Genomic DNA, 16594 nt, shown 5'->3' on the forward strand with positions numbered 1-16594 from the left:
CTCCCGCCCCCGGGAGGCGCGTCCTCACGCGCTCCCGGGGCGGCGCCACGCTCGACCGACCCTCCCGTACGAAGGAGTACCACCCATGCCCGTCCGGGCCATCCGGGGCGCCACGCAGCTCGACGTCGACGAGCGCGAGCACCTCTTCGACCGCACGCGCGAGCTCGTCCAGGCCGTCCTCGACGCCAACGAGATCGACACCGCGTCGCTCATCTCGATCTTCTTCACCTGCACGCCCGACCTCGTGGCGGACTTCCCGGCCGCCGCGGCCCGCGAGATGGGGCTCGGCGACGTGCCCCTCATGTGCGCGGTCGAGATCGGTGTGCCCGGCGCGCTGCCCCGCGTGGTGCGGCTCATGGCGCACGCCGAGATCGACGTGCCACGGTCCGACGTGCAGCACGTGTACCTGCACGGGGCGACGTCGCTGCGCAAGGACCTGGCCCAGTGAGCGCGGACGGCACCGGGGCCGGTACACCCGCGGCTCGTGGACTGGTCGTCGCGATCGACGGGCCCTCCGGGTCCGGCAAGTCGAGCGTCTCGCGGGCCGTCGCGCAGCGCCTCGGCACCGCCTACCTGGACACCGGCGCGATGTACCGCGCCGCGACCTGGTGGTGCCTCGAGGAGAACGTCGACCTCGCCGACCACAACGCGGTCGCCGCGGCCGTCGACGTCATGCCGCTCGTCATGGGCATCGACCCGGCCGCGCCGACCGTGCACGTCGACGGCACCGACGTCGGCGAGGCGATCCGCACCACCGAGATCTCCACGGCCGTGAGCGCGGTCGCCACCAACCTCGCGGTCCGCGCCGAGCTGCGCCGCCTGCAGCGCGTCATCATCGCGGCAGAGTCGTCGGCGTCCTCGGAGAGCGCCGACGCGTCGTTCTCCGGCGGGCGCGGCATCGTCGCCGAGGGGCGCGACATCACGACCGTCGTCGCGCCCGACGCCGACGTGCGCATCCTGCTCACCGCGAGCGAGGAGGCACGCCTGGCCCGCCGCTCGCTCGAGGTGCACGGCGCCGCCGACGCGGCCGCGGTCGAGGCCACCAAGGACCAGGTGCTGCGCCGCGACCGCGACGACGCGACGGTCTCGCAGTTCCACGTCGCGGCCGACGGCGTCGTGACGGTCGACTCGTCCGACCTCGACTTCGAGCAGACGATCCAGGCCGTGCTCGACGTCGTCGAGCAGGTCATGGCCACCGCTGCGACGACGCCCGACGCCGTCACGGAGGGCGAGGGGACCGCTCGGTGAGCACCCCGCACGTCCCCTCTCCCGCCGGGCCCGCCTGGTCCCGGTGGGTGGGGCGCTTCCTCGCGCGCGTGATCTGGAACACGAGGGTCGTCGGGGCGGAACGCGTCCCGACGACCGGTCCCGTGCTCCTCGCGGCCAACCACACCGGCCTCGTCGACGGCCCCCTCGTGCTGGGCGTCGCGCCCCGGCCCCTGCACGTCCTCGTCAAGGAGGAGATGTTCGTCGGGCCGATCGGGTGGGTCCTGCGCGCGGCCGGACAGATCCCCGTCGACCGCCGCGGCGGACGATCAGCACTCGTGACGGCGCTCGCGGTCCTGCGTCGTGACGGGGGAGTGGGCGTGTTCCCCGAGGGCAACCGCGGGCGCGGCGACGCCACGTCCGCGCGCGCGGGCGTGGCCTGGCTCGCGCTCAACGGCCACGCGCCCGTGGTCCCCGTCGCGGTGCTCGGCACGCGCCGCACCGGCGACGGCGTCAACCGCGTCCCCGGTCTCCGTCGCCGCCTGTACGTCGAGTTCGGCGAGCCCGTCGTCGTCGGGAAGGCCGACGGCGTGCGCGGCAAGGCCGCCCTCGACGCCGCGAACGAGCAGATCCGGGCCGCGCTCGCCACGCTCGTGACCGGCGCCGTGGACCGCTCGGGCATCGCACTGCCGGTCGACGGACCCGATCGCCTCCTTCCCGGAGGACGCCCCGCGCAGTGACGTCGTGCACTCCGGGCGTGTCGCGCACGGTCCTCGTTCGGAGAACTGCCCGGTTGCTGGGAGAATGGTCGCCATGACCACACCCGACCACGCACAGCCCGATGCCCAGGCATCCCTCGACGAGGTGTCGCAGACCCCCGGTGAGACGATCGACCAGGCGAGCGACGTCGTCGGGCAGCCCGAGGACACCACCGAACCACTGCTCGCCGCCGACGGTGACGAGCTGGACGACGAGACCCGCGAGCGCGCCCTGCGCGCCGGCCTCGAGGACTACGAGCTCGCCGACGAGGACATGGCGCTCCTGTCCGGCGACGACTACGACTCCGCCGACGACGTCCCTGCCGCGCCGCTGCCGGTCCTCGCGATCGTCGGCCGCCCCAACGTGGGCAAGTCGACGCTCGTCAACCGCATCCTCGGCCGCCGCGAGGCCGTGACCGAGGACAAGCCCGGCGTCACGCGCGACCGCGTCTCCTACCCGGCCGAGTGGGCCGGACGCCAGTTCACGCTCGTCGACACGGGCGGCTGGGAGGTCGACGTCGCCGGCATCGAGGCGCGCGTCGCCGAGCAGGCCGAGGTCGCCATCGCGCTCTCGGACGCCGTCGTGTTCGTCGTCGACGCGACCGTGGGCCCCACGGCCACCGACGAGCGCGTCGTGAAGCTGCTCCGCAAGTCCGGCAAGCCCGTCGTGCTGTGCGCCAACAAGGTCGACGGCGCGCGCGGCGAGGCCGACGCGACCGAGCTCTGGAGCCTGGGCCTCGGCGAACCGCACCCCGTCTCCGCCCTCCACGGGCGCGGCACGGGTGACCTGCTCGACGCCGCCATGGAGGCGCTGCCGCTCGTCTCCGAGCATGCCGTCGTCCTCCCTTCCGGGCCGCGCCGCGTCGCGCTCGTCGGCCGCCCCAACGTCGGCAAGTCCTCGCTCCTGAACAAGGTCGCGGGCGCCGACCGCGTCGTCGTCGACTCCGTCGCCGGCACCACGCGCGACCCCGTCGACGAGCTCGTGCTCCTCAAGGGCATCCCGTGGTGGTTCGTCGACACCGCCGGCATCCGCCGCCGCGTGCACCAGACCAAGGGCGCCGACTTCTACGCCTCGCTGCGCACCCAGGCCGCGATCGAGAAGGCCGAGGTCGCCGTCGTGCTCGTCGACGCGTCCGTCCCGCTCACCGAGCAGGACACGCGCGTCATCTCCCAGGTCGTCGACGCCGGGCGCGCCCTCGTCATCGCCTACAACAAGTGGGACCTCATGGACGAGGACCGCCGCCCCTTCCTGGAGCGCGAGATCGAGAAGGACCTCGTGCAGATCCAGTGGGCGCCGCGCGTCAACGTCTCGGCCCGTACCGGCTGGCACACCGACCGCCTCGTGCCCGCACTCGAGCGCTCGCTCGAGTCCTGGGACAAGCGCATCCCGACCGGGCGCCTCAACGCGTTCCTCGGCGAGCTCGTCGCAGCCCACCCGCACCCGCTGCGCGGCGGCAAGCAGCCCCGCATCCTGTTCGCGACCCAGGCGTCCACGCGCCCGCCGCGCTTCGTGATCTTCGCGACCGGCTTTCTCGAGGCCGGCTACCGACGCTTCATCGAGCGTCGCCTGCGCGAGACCTTCGGGTTCGAGGGGACGCCCATCGAGATCTCGGTGCGCGTGCGCGAGAAGCGCAAGCGCTGACGCGCCCCTTGCCGGGCCCCCAGGGGCTTCTGCGGGGCGTGTGAGACGTCGAGAGAGCCACGGGAGGGTCGTGCGTGCCGGAAGGTGCGCGCGGCTCTCCTGGGCGTTTGTGGGGCGCGCTGGGGGAGTGCTGGGACCGGGTGGGGGCCGACGGCGCACTGGTGGGGCACTGGTGGCGCGCTGGGCATGGCCTCGACATGGCCTGTGACGCGGCCGAGAACTCCCCGGACGCGCGTGACCCGTGCCACTCACCAGCGACGATGCACGGAGCACGCCCAAAGTGGGGTATTGTTTCTCTCGGCCCTGAAGGGCTGGTGAAGCCCTCCGGGGCTCACGGGCTGTGGCGCAGCTTGGTAGCGCACTTGACTGGGGGTCAAGGGGTCGCAGGTTCAAATCCTGTCAGCCCGACCAAAAGCCCAGGTCAGGAGGTGTTTTTCATCCTCCCGACCTGGGCTTCGTCGTTGGAAGCCTCCACAAACGGCACGTGGTGTCACGTCACGGCAGTGCAAGGGCGTCGGCGACGTCTCCACAAACCTGGACGTTGCGGTTCTCGGCAGCGGTGCGGCATCCAGTGCGAGGCCGACGGTCCCCGCGCTCGCCTGTGGCAACACGCCGTGAGGGGAGCCATTGGGCCGCCGCATAGAGACGGCATGACCCGCAACCACCGTTTGTTCACCGTGAGCGATCTCGCCACCCACCATGGCTCGTCCCGCCATGTCAGCCACCCCTTCCACGCATCCAGCGCCAGTCCGTGTGATCTACGTGGCGGTAGCAGGTTGCGGTACCGGCAGGACGATGGCCAGACGGGGCCTACTTGGTCACGATGGAGCCCACACTCGTTTCGATTTCTGGCGGCGATCGACCGCTGGACCGGACCCGGCGGTCGTCATGATGCGTAGTGGTGGAAGACCTCAGCGTTTGCCCGGCACGCACGGTGCCCTGGTCCCGAAGAAGACCGCGACCGGGCGTTGGAGGGTCGATGCCCGTGGAAGCGATAGCGACGGGAGAGAGCGCCGCATCCAGGTCACCGAAGACTCGCCGGCCGCCGCGATCACTGCGTGGGCGAGGAAGTTCTACTCCAACAGCGGACGCGCGGACAGCGTCACAGACCTGACTGCGAACACATTGTTCGAGACGGTGGCCCGCCTGTGGGTCACCTTGCGCATGGAGGAGGCTCACGCCCCTGGTGGACGGGTGCGGGTTCAGACAGTGGAGCAGGACCTACGGCTGCTGCGTGTCGACGTGGTACCCGTCATTGGGCAACTCAGGTTGCGTGACCTGACCACTCCGCTGCTGGAACAGTGGTTGACGTCCATCCGTGGTGCCGACGGTGCGGAACATTCCCTGAATGACAAGCGCCGCAAGTGCAGGTCCCTCGTCAAGCGGATTCTGGACTACGCGATCCGCATGGGTGCGATCGAGGGTGTGAACGTTGCCGAGCGAACCACTGTCCCACCCAAGAGGAGGAGCCAGCCCCGGGCGTTGTCCACGGACGAGATCCACGCTCTGCGGGACGCCGCGCGCCGATGGCGTGCTGACCCGGCGAGGCGTCTCGGGCCCGCCCCGTCCCTCAATCTGGCCGTGCTGGTCGACCTGCTCCTTGGATCCGGGATGCGAATCGGGGAGGCACTCGCATTGCGGTGGGGGAACGTGCACCTTGCGACAGGGCAGGGGGAGCGGTCGACAGTGACGGTGGTGGCGACGATGGTACAGGTTGGCTACCAGTCGGTTCGCCAGGAGGTCACGAAGTCCGAGCGCGGAATGCGCAGCATCACCGTTCCGCCGTTCACCGTCGAATCGCTACGGCTTCTGCGGCCCGACAACGCCGACCCGGATGACCCAGTGTTCAGGACCAGAGTCGGTACCCACTGGCAGACTCAGAACGCACGACGCTCCCTGAAGCAAGCGCTCGAAGCAGCTGGGATCGACCCGAGGTCGCTGCACCCGCACACGTTGCGAGCCACCGTCGCCACCGCCCTCCGGGCGGGTGGGTACGAGGTCGCCACCGCCGCCGCTGTCCTGGGGAACACCGAAGCTGTTACAGCGAACTACTACATCGAGGGCGGCACACCGCACCGGACGTTCTCGGCGTACTGCAGGACATCGTCGAACAGGCTGATCCACCGAACGATGATGCCTGACCGCCGCCTCGTGCCCGGCCGTGGTTCGCTACTGCCACTTCTGTACGGAGGCCGAGAAACGTGCCCATGCGCGTGGCCGACAAGGGACGCTTCCTGCGCGGGGTAGACCTCGCTGACCACTGCCTCATCGCCGCCCCCACCCGCAGCGTCTCGAGCTTCAGCGCCAGCACCCGTCGGGTACCGCACCGAGGTGCCGCGCGAGGCCCCAGACCGAACGCGGGTAGACGAGCGATCGTCAGCAGCGCCGTGTGCGCTTGGGTTGGGTCGAGCGGGCGCCGATCTCTCGCCGTACGACGACCGCGCGGCCCAGGCTCAGGCCTGCCCGTTCGGTTCGAGCCCAGGAGGTCACCTTGAAGCCCCCGACAGTCAACGTCAGCGATGTCATGTGGATCTGCGACGTCTGCCACAGTCAGATCGCAGACCATGACGGCTACCTCGGCGTTCAGGTTCTCGAAGCTAACCGCATCGCTGAGCTCTGGAAGGAGCACAGGGCCTCGCATCCGCTTGGCTCGTCACTCGAGGAGATGCCCGAGGAGATTGAGACGGAGTGGTACGCCGTCCACGCCAAGTTGGCCCCGACCCCGAGCGTGCGAGCGACTACGTGATTGGTATCGAACGGATACGGACCCTCCGACATGTCCTCCATCGGACCGGTCGCCTGATGGACAAGCAGTGGATTAGGTACACGAACTGGGGTCGGCTCGTCTGAGCGATGGGCACTCCCTCCTAGGGTTCACAACAGCTGGTCGTGGCCCGAGCAGGTCACAAGGTGCTGACCTGCGCAACGAGAAGCGTCGCAGGGCCTGTGACCGCGCCGGACTCGGAGACCCGTCACCGTCCCGGGGCAGCGCCGGGACCGTGACGGGTCTCCGGCTCGGGCTATTGGTGCCGCAGATCGGGTGCGCTGGCGCGCAGGAAGAGGTTTTCGTTCTCTCGCTCACACTATTCGACATCCCAGCACTGGCTGCGACGCGGCATTGCCAGCAGGTGGGAGTTGCCCGAGATCGCTTTCCCCGGCCGGTGCGTTGACGGCCTCTCTGCCCAGCCATCACCGCCGGTGCGACGCGGCCTCGACACCGTACTGCTTCACGAGAAGCCGCGAGCCAGAGGGGACATGTCGGTTGCGAACGGCAAGATAGCAGCGTGACGACGCGACAACTCGAGCTACCGGCGATGCTGTGGTCCGTTCCGAACGGACCATGGCCGGCACCGCCGGTGCAGACCCGGCAGGCGCTACTGCCCGTGGGTGACTTGACCCCTGAGAATGCTGAGCGACTGTTCACCCGGCTTCTGGAAACTGAAGCGCACATCGAGCACGCGACCCTGTACGGGTTGCCCGGGCAAGCCCAGGCAGGAATCGATGTGTATGCGCGAGCCGCACCCTCGCTCGACGCCTCGGCTGCAGCGGCGGGAAGAAGGTACGTAGCACTGCAGTCACGCCGGGTGAAGAGCCTCACCGCCGCCTCGATCACCTCTGCGGTCACCGACTTCCTCGACGGCGAGTGGGCGGACCAGTGTTCTCGGTTCTACTACGCCACGAGTTCGTCGCTTCGCGATACCAAGTTGGATGTCGCAGTCCGGTCCGCGCGAGAAACGCTCGCGGAGACCGGCGTCGAGTTTGAACCGTGGGGAGCGGAAGAGATCGCCTCCCGGCTCCGTGATCACCCTCAGCTGGTGGATGACTTCTTCGGACGGGCGTGGGTGGTCGAGTTCTGCGGAGAGGACCGCGCTGCAGAGCTTGCCGGGCGGATCATCCCCGAGCAAGCACGCGCAGCCCGCGCCGCCCTCGGAGGCCTCTATCGGGCCGCGTTCCGGTCGCAGGGCGCCTCGCCGACAGTCACTGGCACGCATACCCACGGCCTGTCGTACCTGATCCTCGACACACAACCGATATCGGAGGGCCCCCTGTCACGAGGCCCCGCAGTGGAGCCAGAGCAGACGGCGCCCCTGGTTGCGGACCAGCCACTTGAAGAGCTCGCGCGAACGCCCCTGAGGATGCGCCGCCGCATCCGCCAACCTTCGCGACGAGAACCGGTCCGATCGTCGGAAGCGGACCGGGCACGCACTCCTGTCGACGAATGGGCAGAATCCGAGCGCCTCCGGCTGCTGATCGGCGCGCCCGGGTCAGGAAAGTCCAGCTTCCTGATGTTTGCCGCCGCGGATATCCTCGCCGCCGAACCGCAGTCTGCGGCGCTGCAGCGGGCGCACGGCGGCAACTTGCCGTTGTGGTTGCCGTTCGGGTTCCTATGTCGTCACCTCGATGGATCCACCACGAACTCGGTCGTCTCGGCCATTCAGGCCTGGGTCACCCAACAAGGTGGACCGTCTGTTTGGGATCTCACCCAGCCGGCGCTCGACGACGAACGGGCGATCCTGCTCGTCGATGGCGTCGATGAGTGGAACGACCCCGCATCCGCGGAGTATGCGCTCGGACTGATCGAGTCGTTCGTGTCCCAGCGACAAATCGGCGCGATCCTCACTGCTCGCCCGTACGCAGTGGACCGGCTGAACTGGGTGGAGCGGTGGACGAAGGCGGTACTGGCGCCGCTCACCCACGCTCAGCAGGTCGATCTGGTCACCCGGGCGCTATCCGATTCCGACACGATCGGCACCGACGGTCTGTCCACCCCGCATGCGGAGTCATTCCTGGCCGAACTGGCCGAGATTCCGGCGTTGAGCCCTCTTTTGGGTACGCCTCTGTTTCTCGGGCTGTTGGCGAAGTCATGGCGGGGAGAGTCGTTGCCGCCGCAACGGTTCCACCTGTTCTCCGCGCTGGTCCAGCTTCTGGTGGACAAGCACCCCCAAATGCGCCGCCGTGCGTCCTACGCGGCGGGATCGGAGTTCTCCACCAGCGACATGCTCACGGTGCTCCGTGGCGTCGCCTACCAGGCCCGCATGGAGGGCGGTTCGGCGATCCGATCCCGACAGGAGATGGAACGGCGGTTCCGCGAGGAGCTTCGCCGTGACGATGGTCTGGCCTATCCGGCAGCCGATGCGGCCCGGGTCGCGGCAGCAGTGCTGTCGCAGGCAGAGGACGAGTACGGCCTACTCGTCCCGCAAGGCGTCGGCATGGTCGGGTTCCTCCATCGGGTTCTGCTCGATCAGCTCGCAGGTGAGCACCTGGCTACCCTCCCGCCCGAGGAGCAGGAGATCGTCCTGACCGCCCGGGCAGGCGACGCCACATGGCGGGATGTACTCATCGCCGGGCTCGCCAGCCAGGTCAACGCACACGTGAACGCGTCACTGCTTAACCAGCTATGCGAGCACTCCGATGTCGACCCGGTCGACAAGTATGAGCTGATCGCCCACGCGATCGCCGCCGACGTAGCGATCTCTACGCTTAGGCAATCGCAATGGGTGACGGAGATTATCAACCGGGTCAACGAGCACGCCGACAACGCCCACCGTGCCACGCTGGTCGAGTCGCTGGTATCAATGACGAAACACGCGTCGCTGCGACCGCTTCTGCTCGCCACGTTCACACGTTGGCTCAACGCCGCGCATCCCGAGCCGGCTTCGCCGCTGTGGATGCTCCGACACGCCGCGGTCGCGGAGACTGGGGTCCTTCCCACGTTGCTCTGGGGTCTGCGGCACGAGGACGACGCTGCGCAGTTGAACGCCGCCCACGCGATAGCGATCCGATATGCCGGCGACGCGACGGTCGGCGCTCGAATCGAAACGAGCATCCTCGACGGGGCGAAGGCCATCGACCAGGCGTTCGCGCTGCTGTGCTTGGGAATAGGTTGGCAGGACTGGCCACGGCTACCCGCCCTCCTCGAATGGGCGCGATCGCAGATCACCCCGGAGCTACGAGTCTGCGCCATGCACTTGCTGCGGGAAGCGGCGGGAGGAGATTTCGATTGTCTATCTGCCGAGGAGCGGCAGTGGTTCGGGGGATTCCTGCGACAGGAGGGGCTGCGGCCGCAGGAGTACTGGGCGACCATCGCCATCCCGTTCGTGCAGCATGCGCTGGCTGGGCAGACGGAGGCGGCGCGGTTCACGCTGGAAATCCTCTCCGGCAATGGCATGAATGGCGGCAACCGGTCGATGGCTTGGCTGCTGGCTTGCACCACGTTCAGCGACGACGACGCAATCAAGAACTGGGTGGCCGACGAGCTTGAGCATCCCGACCGTAACGGACTCTCGCTATTCAGCCTTGCGCTCATCCCCGAGTCGTGGCGCGCAGACCCCGGTTTTGCGCGCAGCGCCGCGACGACCATCCGGGAAGACGTCTCAAAGCCACATTTTGATAATGGCGCTGTCGGTCTTGCTGAAGCGTTGCCCGACGACGAAGCGCTCGACGTTCTTCTGCCGGCACTGGATTCGTGGCGTCCCGTCCCCATCGGTTCAACGCTGCTGCAACGGTTCGGTGACAGGCCCGAGGTACGCGCGGCATTCGAAGAGCGCCTGCATGGGCCCTTGGAGTCGGCAGCACCACTCGCACCGCTGGCACTGGATGCGCTCGGTGTCGCGGAGGGGTTTCGGGCGCTCGTCTCATTGCTGCGGTCGTCGGCCGACGAAGGCGACGGGGAAGCACGGGTCGTGGTGGCGATGGCCGTCGCCGAAGCCTGGGCCCGGGTCGCCAGCAGCCCGGCGGACTCTGAGTTCACTGCGATCCTGCGCGAACACGATCTGGACGAACTCGCGACACGCTGCACTGCAGTCGGGACGAGCCACCTCGATTGGCATGTCGACGCGATCATCACTGCGTGGCCAACGCATAAGGCGGTCGTCGCGTTCGCGTTGAAGGCCTTGCAGCATCCCCGGTACGTCACCAGCGGCATTCACGACCCAGCACCGTCGGCGATCGTGCGCGCCTACGGCGATCGTGCCGACGCCACCGCAAACATGATGATGGATGCGGTTCTTGACCAGCTCGTCTACTTGCCTCCGCAATTGCGGGAGGTACTCGTCGATGCTCTGACCCGCTCCGACCTCACCCCGACTACCCTGCGTGGCGTGCTCGAGGACTGGGGAGAGGACCCCGACGTCTGGGTACAGCGCACAGCTCTGACCGGGCTGATCCGTCGTGTCGAGCGGTACCGGATCTCACCGAACGCCGAGCACGAGCAGACCAAGGAGACCACCAACTGGCTGCGGACACAGGTGCAAGCCGAACTCTGCGGTTACGGCCCGGCTCTGGACCACCGGCGGCAGACCGGGTGGGTCGGGATGCTGCTTCTCGGTGATCTCGGGCTGCATGACGGTCTCCTGGAGACGATCGGAGAGCCCACGCCACCGGGTGTGCAACTCCGACAGCGGTTTGGAGGCATCGATCGGGAACTGATCGACCTGCTCAACGTGAACTGGGAGGAAGTGTCTACTCACTTCGGCGATGGCCTGTTCACTCTGCTGTCCACCTCAAACGCCAGGGATGCGCGCGAGAACGCTCGAGCAACCGTACTCGGCCAGCTCAGCATCAGCTCGTCACCGCACCCGTCGATCAATGATCTCATTCGCTTGGAGGCAGACGCGAACCCCCAGTTCCGCAGCAGTGCCGAGTATCTTCTCTGGTCGCATCGCGGCGGACGCCGCGATATCGACCTCTTCGTCGCTTGTCTGACAAGCGTGAGTTCCTCTACCTCGGTTTGGCGAGCGACGAGCGAGATTTATGACCTGCTGGTCGACCGAGACTCCTGGCAGATCCCCGCTGACACGCTCCGCGACGCGCTGACGCAGCAGACCGGCTTTGACATCACCCCGCAACTGCGGGCGTTGTACTGCGAGCTCTTCCCGATCGACGCGCGCAGCCGCACGATGTTCGCCGACCTTGAGGCCTGGTTCCGCATCGGCAAGCCACGGAAGCGTCGCGAGTGGATTGACTTGCTTGCCGTCGCTATACGGTCCTCACCGCCCAGCGCTTTGCCCGCAATCGTCGAACGAGCACACCACCAGATCTTGGTCCGGGACGCCGCCCATCTGTTCCCACTGCTGACGGGCCCCCTCGTCCGCAGGCTTCGCCACGACGCGGACGCGGTCATCGCACTGCGATCCACAATCGAGGATCCGGCCGCCGCAGATGCCAGCACCCCGATCTGGGCGCCGACACCCGGGATCGGGGATGTCCGCACCCCAGCGATCATCACTCAACGGTCCTATCTAGCGGCAATGGCCCTTGACCACTGCGGGCTACTCGACGAGAGCACCGCGACGATAGCGCGGGACATGTTGACCGTCGCCAACCCAGACGTGGTGGTTCATGATCCCTTCACTGGAGCCGAACGCCCAGCCCATGCAGCGGCATCCACACTGACTCAACGCCCCTTGACGCGAAACTGACCCCTATCCGTCCGCGCGCGTCACAGTCGGTGCACACCGCTGCCTCCGGTACGACACCAATCCGACGCAAGAGGTCGTCCGTGGGACTCTGCACACACTCTCGGGTCACTTGCGCGCTCGCTCTCAGACTCTCGCGTCCGAACTTGACGGCACAACTCGCATGGTCGGGTAAGAGTTCCACGATCGCGCGGCGATGTGGGTCCAAATCCCCGACAAGGCGAGGGAGTTCGATCGGCGTCTTTCCCAGTGAGATCCGAATAGGGTGGCGCACCCAGGCGCCGACAACGACGTCCCAACATACATCTCGGCCTCTACGACCACGGATCATCCACCCTTTGGTGCATTGATCGGTTGAGTCAGCCGTCGGTTGTGCGGCGTCCGATTATCTTACCCGTATCGCAGCGGCACCAGTCCGGCGCTCATTCAGCCATGACCGCTGATCCTCAAGGCTCGCGCGATCCTTGAGCTCGAGTTGGCTGTCGGCGCCCTGGTCCGCCGTCATCCCGCTAGGTTTGCGGGTGACGAGAGGGGGAACCCGATGGCTATCAGCGACGAGGAACGCGCACTGCGGGAGAACGACGTGCGCCAGGCCCGGGCGAGCACCGAGCTCGAGGGCGGGCGCACGAGCGACGAGGCCCGCGCGATCCAGGACGCGTACGCGCGCGGGGAGATCGATCAAGACGAGCTCATGAGGCGCACGCGCGCCTACCTCAACCTGCCCGAGAAGAGCTGAGCGTGGCGCACCCCTGGGAGACCGGCAGCGAGTTCGACCGGTTCCGCGGATAGCTCCAGGCCGCTGGCCAGACCCTGCGTAACAAGCTGGGCGCGACCAACCCCCACGACCTCCGCCGAGCAGAGGACGCCTTCGTTGAGGCCCGCGCACTCTCGCTGCGCCAGGCCGGCATCCCCGCGACGTACGACCGAGATCCGCAAGGGCAGGGCCGGGCAGGTGCTCAAGGGCAAGATGGGTTTCTTTACTCCGCGGGCCCAGATCGCCGACAGCGTGCGCGAGGTCGCCGAGGTGCTGCGCGAGACCGACAACCTGCGCCGGATCCCGTAGGAGAAGGTGCCGACAGTCCTGGCGGGCGCGTATGACGTCGTGAACCAGGTGCACCCCTTCGGGAGGGCAACGGCCGCACGCAGCGCGAGTTCGTGCGGGCCCTGGCCCGCGAGTCCGGCCACGACATCGACTGGCACAGAGTCACCCGCGCGGCGCCCGGCATCGCCTCCGAGAACGACCGCGCCAGCGAAGCTGCCCGCGCCGGGGACCCGAAGGCGCTGCGCGAGATGTTCTCGCGCATCGTCACCCGCCCCACCGCGTTCGACCAGCACACCAGCGACGCCCTGCGCCTGGCTCAGACCATCCGCCTGGCCCAGGCCTCTCGCCCCACCCCCGGCCGCGTAGGCCCAGCGGGACCGGTGCGAGGCCATGGAGACCGACCCCGGCCGGCCTACGGCACCACGTACGGGACACCGGGCCACGAGCGGTGAGGCGCACTGCCAGCGTCCTGGACGCGCTGGTTCTCCTGTCCGGGTGCGGGGCGCCGACCAGCATCGTGACCATCGGCGAGCAGACCTTTACCGTCGAGGTCGCGCGCACACCCGACGCCCAGCGTGCTGGGCTCAGCGACCGTGACGACGTCCCCGCAGGCACCGGGATGCTGTTCCCGTTCGACGAGCCGGACCTCGCGAGGTCTGGATGGCCCGCACCCGGGTCCCGCTCGACATCGCTTGGATCCTCGACGGCCAGGTCGTCGCGGTCGAGGCCTTGCCACCGTGCGATCTCGACGTCGTGACCGACTGCCCGATCTACGCCTCACCCGGCGCTGTCGACTCGCTGCTCGAGGTCGCGGCCGGGGCTCTCACTACCGTAGAAAGCGGGGACGCAGTCCTCATCCCTGCACCTGAGGCAGCTGCCTGGCTCTGGGACCGAGAGGATTTCACCCCCTCGCTCGCGCTTCTGACGATTATCCTGCTCGGATGGGTGAGAAACCGCTGGGCGCGTTTGAAATTCAGGTGCTGCACTTGAATGGAACTCTGACGCTCGACGAAGTACAGGTGATAGAGCGCCAACTTGCCGCGCACCCGGCGCTCGTAGCGCAGCAGAACTGGATCGGGGTTCAGCGTGCCTCTCACGTCATGCAAGCGAACGGTGCTGAACTTAAGGACTACATTAGCCGATTCGAAAACTCCGCCCAGTTGATGCCGAGTGGAGTTGACGGCGAGGTCTTTTACCTTATGGCGCTCCGCCACCTGCTCAACTATGTCGGGTCGGCTTTCACCCTAGTGGATCACACCAGAAACCTGCTCGCTACCTACGAAGGAGAGAACTTCCTGGCCGAGTACGAGACGCGCAAGATGGCCGTAACCGGAACCCGTTCCGCTGCGATCTTGAAGGCTCTCCGCAACTACATGATCCACCGCGGCCAGCCAGTTTTGGGTATTGACCTGGAGGCCGACCCCCGGGGTTCCGCTCAGTGGGTTGTCGTAGACGCATCAGACATGCTCTCCTGGAAGAAGTGCCCTGCGCCAGCCAAGAAGTATCTCAGTGAGAGTCGGTCCATTCGAATACTTGATCTCGTGCAGGAGTATGAAACCTCCCTGGGGGAACTCTACGAATGGGTCTTTGCTCAGTATCAGATCCTCCACGGTGGCGAAATTGCGGAGTTCCAGGACCTGGTCCAAAAGCTTGAGGCTGCCTATCGCCCGGTATCAACCTTCCCGCTCGACGCTTCAGACGAGTGGTCGCTGAAACTACACCTACGTGATTGACGACGACGGATCCTGAATGGTCGTCGCGAGTGGAATGCTGAGTAGGTGGCCAACGAACTGTTCGAGCCAAGCACTGCACTCGTCGACCACCGGGCGTGACGGCCGCGGCACATGCCCGTGAACGAGCTTGCTCCGCAGTTCGTAGCTGTAGGCGAAGAAGTCGACAGCGGAGCGCCCGAGGTATTGACGAGGAGACAGCCCCGCAGCAAGGCGTCGACCCGCCTGCCCCACGGACTCTCGTTTGAGGCTCCGTAAACTGCCCACGAGCGAGGCAATCGCACCCTGCTCAAGGTCGGACTCCTGCAAACTACGGATCATCGCATCGATCTGGCCGCACTCGGCCGTTGATCTCGGCGCTTGCTCGATTAGGGTCTCAAGTGCCATAGAGAGCATCAAGAATCTAGCGTCGGAAGCCGGCTGCGAGAACGATGCGCTGAAGAGGTCGTAGGCCAGACGCTGCCGCTCGTCAAGGGTGGCGTCATGTTCTCTGGCTCGCTGGACCGCGAGCACGACCCCTGGAGCCCCATGGCCGCGAACTGCTGTTGCTTTGGCCCCATGGAAGAGTACTGGTGGATACGCGGCAAAGACCTGAACTCCCGGAGAGTCGTTGAAATGCTGGTATCCAGGCGCTTCGTCCCTGAAGAGTTGCAGGCCAGTCTCAGTGAGGCCACCCTCTGGTTCCCGCTCACCGAAGTCCGCGCCGAAAGTCAGACTGGAGAACGCAACCATCACATGCCCATGCCAGCGATCCCCCTCCCGAAGAGCGTCCTCTTCGGTTGGATAGCCCGAGCCACGGATGACTATGACTCGAGAGTCGGTGAGCGGCAGGTCGTCGGCAGTTGAGCGGATAACGACGCGCACGTCCTCCTGTCGAAACACTTCCAGTTCCGCTTCGGACGAGGCGATCATCACGGGCGCACCAAGAGTTGCCCGAACGCGAAAGTCATAGGTCACCGGCCCAGCATGTCTTAGTGGATCCTTGACTGCCAGTCCGTGGCCATTAGGCCTTGCCTTTGGTGAGCTCGACATCGTCGACCGACTTCCCTGCCTACGCCTCGCCCGGCCACGTCGACGCGCTGAATGTGGCTCGGCCCAGGCTCGGTCGGGGTCACTGTCTGCGGCAACGCACAGTCACGCGGCCCTTGACCGGCGGACAACCCCGAGCGTTATATCCTTGGTTATAGATGGAGGTAGATCTCATGACGACGACTCAGAACGTGGACGTCGCGGTCGCGGTTCGGCTGCGGCATCGGCAGGACGTGGACCGGCGCGATGAGCTGCGCACGCTGCGCAGGCTCGCGGCGACGATGACGCAGACGCAGATCGCGAAGGAACTGCGGATCAGCCAGCCCGCGGTGAACAAGGCGCTCAAGGCCGCCGGGCGGGTGCCCGACGTGCGCGAGGGGTTCAGCGGGGCGAGCCCGTACGAGATCGCCGAGCGTTACGCCGCCGGGCAGATCGACCGGGCCCAGCTCGTCGAGGAGCTCATGCGCTGGCCGTACGCCGAGCAGACCAAGACGGACGGGTTCGACTGGCTGGTCGAGGAGGCGCCCGGCACGTTCGAGGAGGTCGGGCGTGCGCTCGATGAGGGCCTGATCGATGACGAGACCTATGACGCGGTGCTCGCCGCCAAGAGTGGACGTTGACCGGCTTGACCCTCTAGATGTACTGACCTGACAGGTTGGTCAATCGGGTGACTGGTGGCTTGTTCCCGCAGGCGGTGTGGGGTCGGTGGTGGTTGTACTCGTGGATCCATGCTGCCAGGGCGGCTCGTCGTTCGGCTTCTGAGGCGTAGC

Annotated in this window: 12 protein-coding genes, 1 tRNA gene and 1 pseudogene; 12 read left to right on the forward strand and 2 right to left on the reverse strand. The window is 67.1% G+C overall.

The genetic code is table 11. The features are described 5' to 3' along the window. The first annotated feature begins 85 nt into the window (after positions 1-85). The 11 genes and pseudogenes from aroH to IE95_RS0115315 all read left to right on the forward strand — a co-directional run bounded on the left by aroH (position 86) and on the right by IE95_RS0115315 (position 14798). Positions 86-448 carry a chorismate mutase gene (aroH, locus tag IE95_RS0115255; protein ID WP_030152479.1) on the forward strand — a complete coding sequence of 121 codons (363 nt, stop codon included), beginning with the start codon at positions 86-88 and terminating at the stop codon, positions 446-448. Continuing rightward, positions 445-1248 (forward strand): (d)CMP kinase, encoded by an 804-nt coding sequence (cmk, locus tag IE95_RS0115260; RefSeq protein ID WP_051703179.1) that lies wholly within the window; start codon positions 445-447, stop codon positions 1246-1248. Before aroH ends, cmk begins: the two co-directional genes overlap by 4 nt. Further along, positions 1245-1946: a lysophospholipid acyltransferase family protein gene (locus IE95_RS0115265; protein ID WP_030152481.1), complete on the forward strand. Its 702-nt coding sequence runs from the start codon at positions 1245-1247 to the stop codon at positions 1944-1946. The genes cmk and IE95_RS0115265 overlap by 4 nt, the downstream gene beginning before the upstream one ends. Positions 1947-2019: 73 nt before the next feature. Next, positions 2020-3606, forward strand: a complete 1587-nt coding sequence (gene der, locus IE95_RS0115270) for a ribosome biogenesis GTPase Der (RefSeq protein ID WP_030152482.1) — start codon at positions 2020-2022, stop codon at positions 3604-3606. Positions 3607-3940: 334 nt separating this feature from the next. After that, positions 3941-4017, forward strand: a tRNA-Pro gene (locus IE95_RS0115275). 507 nt (positions 4018-4524) lie between these two features. After that, positions 4525-5853 (forward strand): tyrosine-type recombinase/integrase, encoded by a 1329-nt coding sequence (locus tag IE95_RS0115280; RefSeq protein ID WP_030152483.1) that lies wholly within the window; start codon positions 4525-4527, stop codon positions 5851-5853. A 244-nt stretch (positions 5854-6097) separates the two neighbouring features. Then, positions 6098-6352: a hypothetical protein gene (locus tag IE95_RS0115285; protein WP_129429646.1), complete on the forward strand. Its 255-nt coding sequence runs from the start codon at positions 6098-6100 to the stop codon at positions 6350-6352. A 538-nt stretch (positions 6353-6890) separates the two neighbouring features. Continuing rightward, positions 6891-12026, forward strand: a complete 5136-nt coding sequence (locus tag IE95_RS0115290; RefSeq protein ID WP_129429647.1) for an NACHT domain-containing protein — start codon at positions 6891-6893, stop codon at positions 12024-12026. 538 nt (positions 12027-12564) lie between these two features. Beyond that, a complete protein-coding gene (locus IE95_RS0115295) occupies positions 12565-12759 on the forward strand; it encodes an antitoxin VbhA family protein (protein ID WP_030152486.1) in 195 nt (64 codons plus the stop codon). An 823-nt stretch (positions 12760-13582) separates the two neighbouring features. After that, positions 13583-14055: pseudogene (locus IE95_RS21350) on the forward strand (DUF192 domain-containing protein). Continuing rightward, on the forward strand, positions 14007-14798 hold the full coding sequence (locus IE95_RS0115315; RefSeq protein ID WP_129429649.1) for a hypothetical protein: 792 nt from the start codon (positions 14007-14009) through the stop codon (positions 14796-14798). The pseudogene IE95_RS21350 and the gene IE95_RS0115315 overlap by 49 nt, the downstream one beginning before the upstream one ends. On the opposite strand, the gene IE95_RS20525 is transcribed toward IE95_RS0115315, so the two are convergent. Next, a complete protein-coding gene (locus IE95_RS20525; protein ID WP_129429650.1) occupies positions 14787-15752 on the reverse strand; it encodes a hypothetical protein in 966 nt (321 codons plus the stop codon). The genes IE95_RS0115315 and IE95_RS20525 overlap by 12 nt on opposite strands. Before the next feature lie 263 nt (positions 15753-16015). Here IE95_RS20525 and IE95_RS0115330 point away from each other — a divergent pair, with 263 nt between their 5' ends. Next, positions 16016-16444: a hypothetical protein gene (locus IE95_RS0115330; RefSeq protein ID WP_240666407.1), complete on the forward strand. Its 429-nt coding sequence runs from the start codon at positions 16016-16018 to the stop codon at positions 16442-16444. A gap of 13 nt (positions 16445-16457) precedes the next feature. Here IE95_RS0115330 and IE95_RS20205 read toward each other — a convergent pair. After that, positions 16458-16594, reverse strand: a 137-nt coding sequence (locus tag IE95_RS20205) for an integrase core domain-containing protein (protein ID WP_157283432.1), incomplete at its 5' end; no start/stop codon positions are given.

The sequence above is a fragment of the Oerskovia turbata genome (assembly GCF_000718325.1).
In the GTDB taxonomy this organism is placed as follows: Bacteria; Actinomycetota; Actinomycetes; order Actinomycetales; family Cellulomonadaceae; genus Oerskovia; species Oerskovia turbata.

Bases quoted from the DNA above. Each gene is read 5' to 3' on its own strand.
- aroH (WP_030152479.1), top strand. From the start codon at position 86: ATGCCCGTCCGGGCCATCCGGGGCGCCACGCAGCTCGACGTCGACGAG.
- der (WP_030152482.1), top strand. From the start codon at position 2,020: ATGACCACACCCGACCACGCACAGCCCGATGCCCAGGCATCCCTCGAC.
- IE95_RS0115295 (WP_030152486.1), top strand. From the start codon at position 12,565: ATGGCTATCAGCGACGAGGAACGCGCACTGCGGGAGAACGACGTGCGC.
- IE95_RS0115315 (WP_129429649.1), top strand. From the start codon at position 14,007: ATGGGTGAGAAACCGCTGGGCGCGTTTGAAATTCAGGTGCTGCACTTG.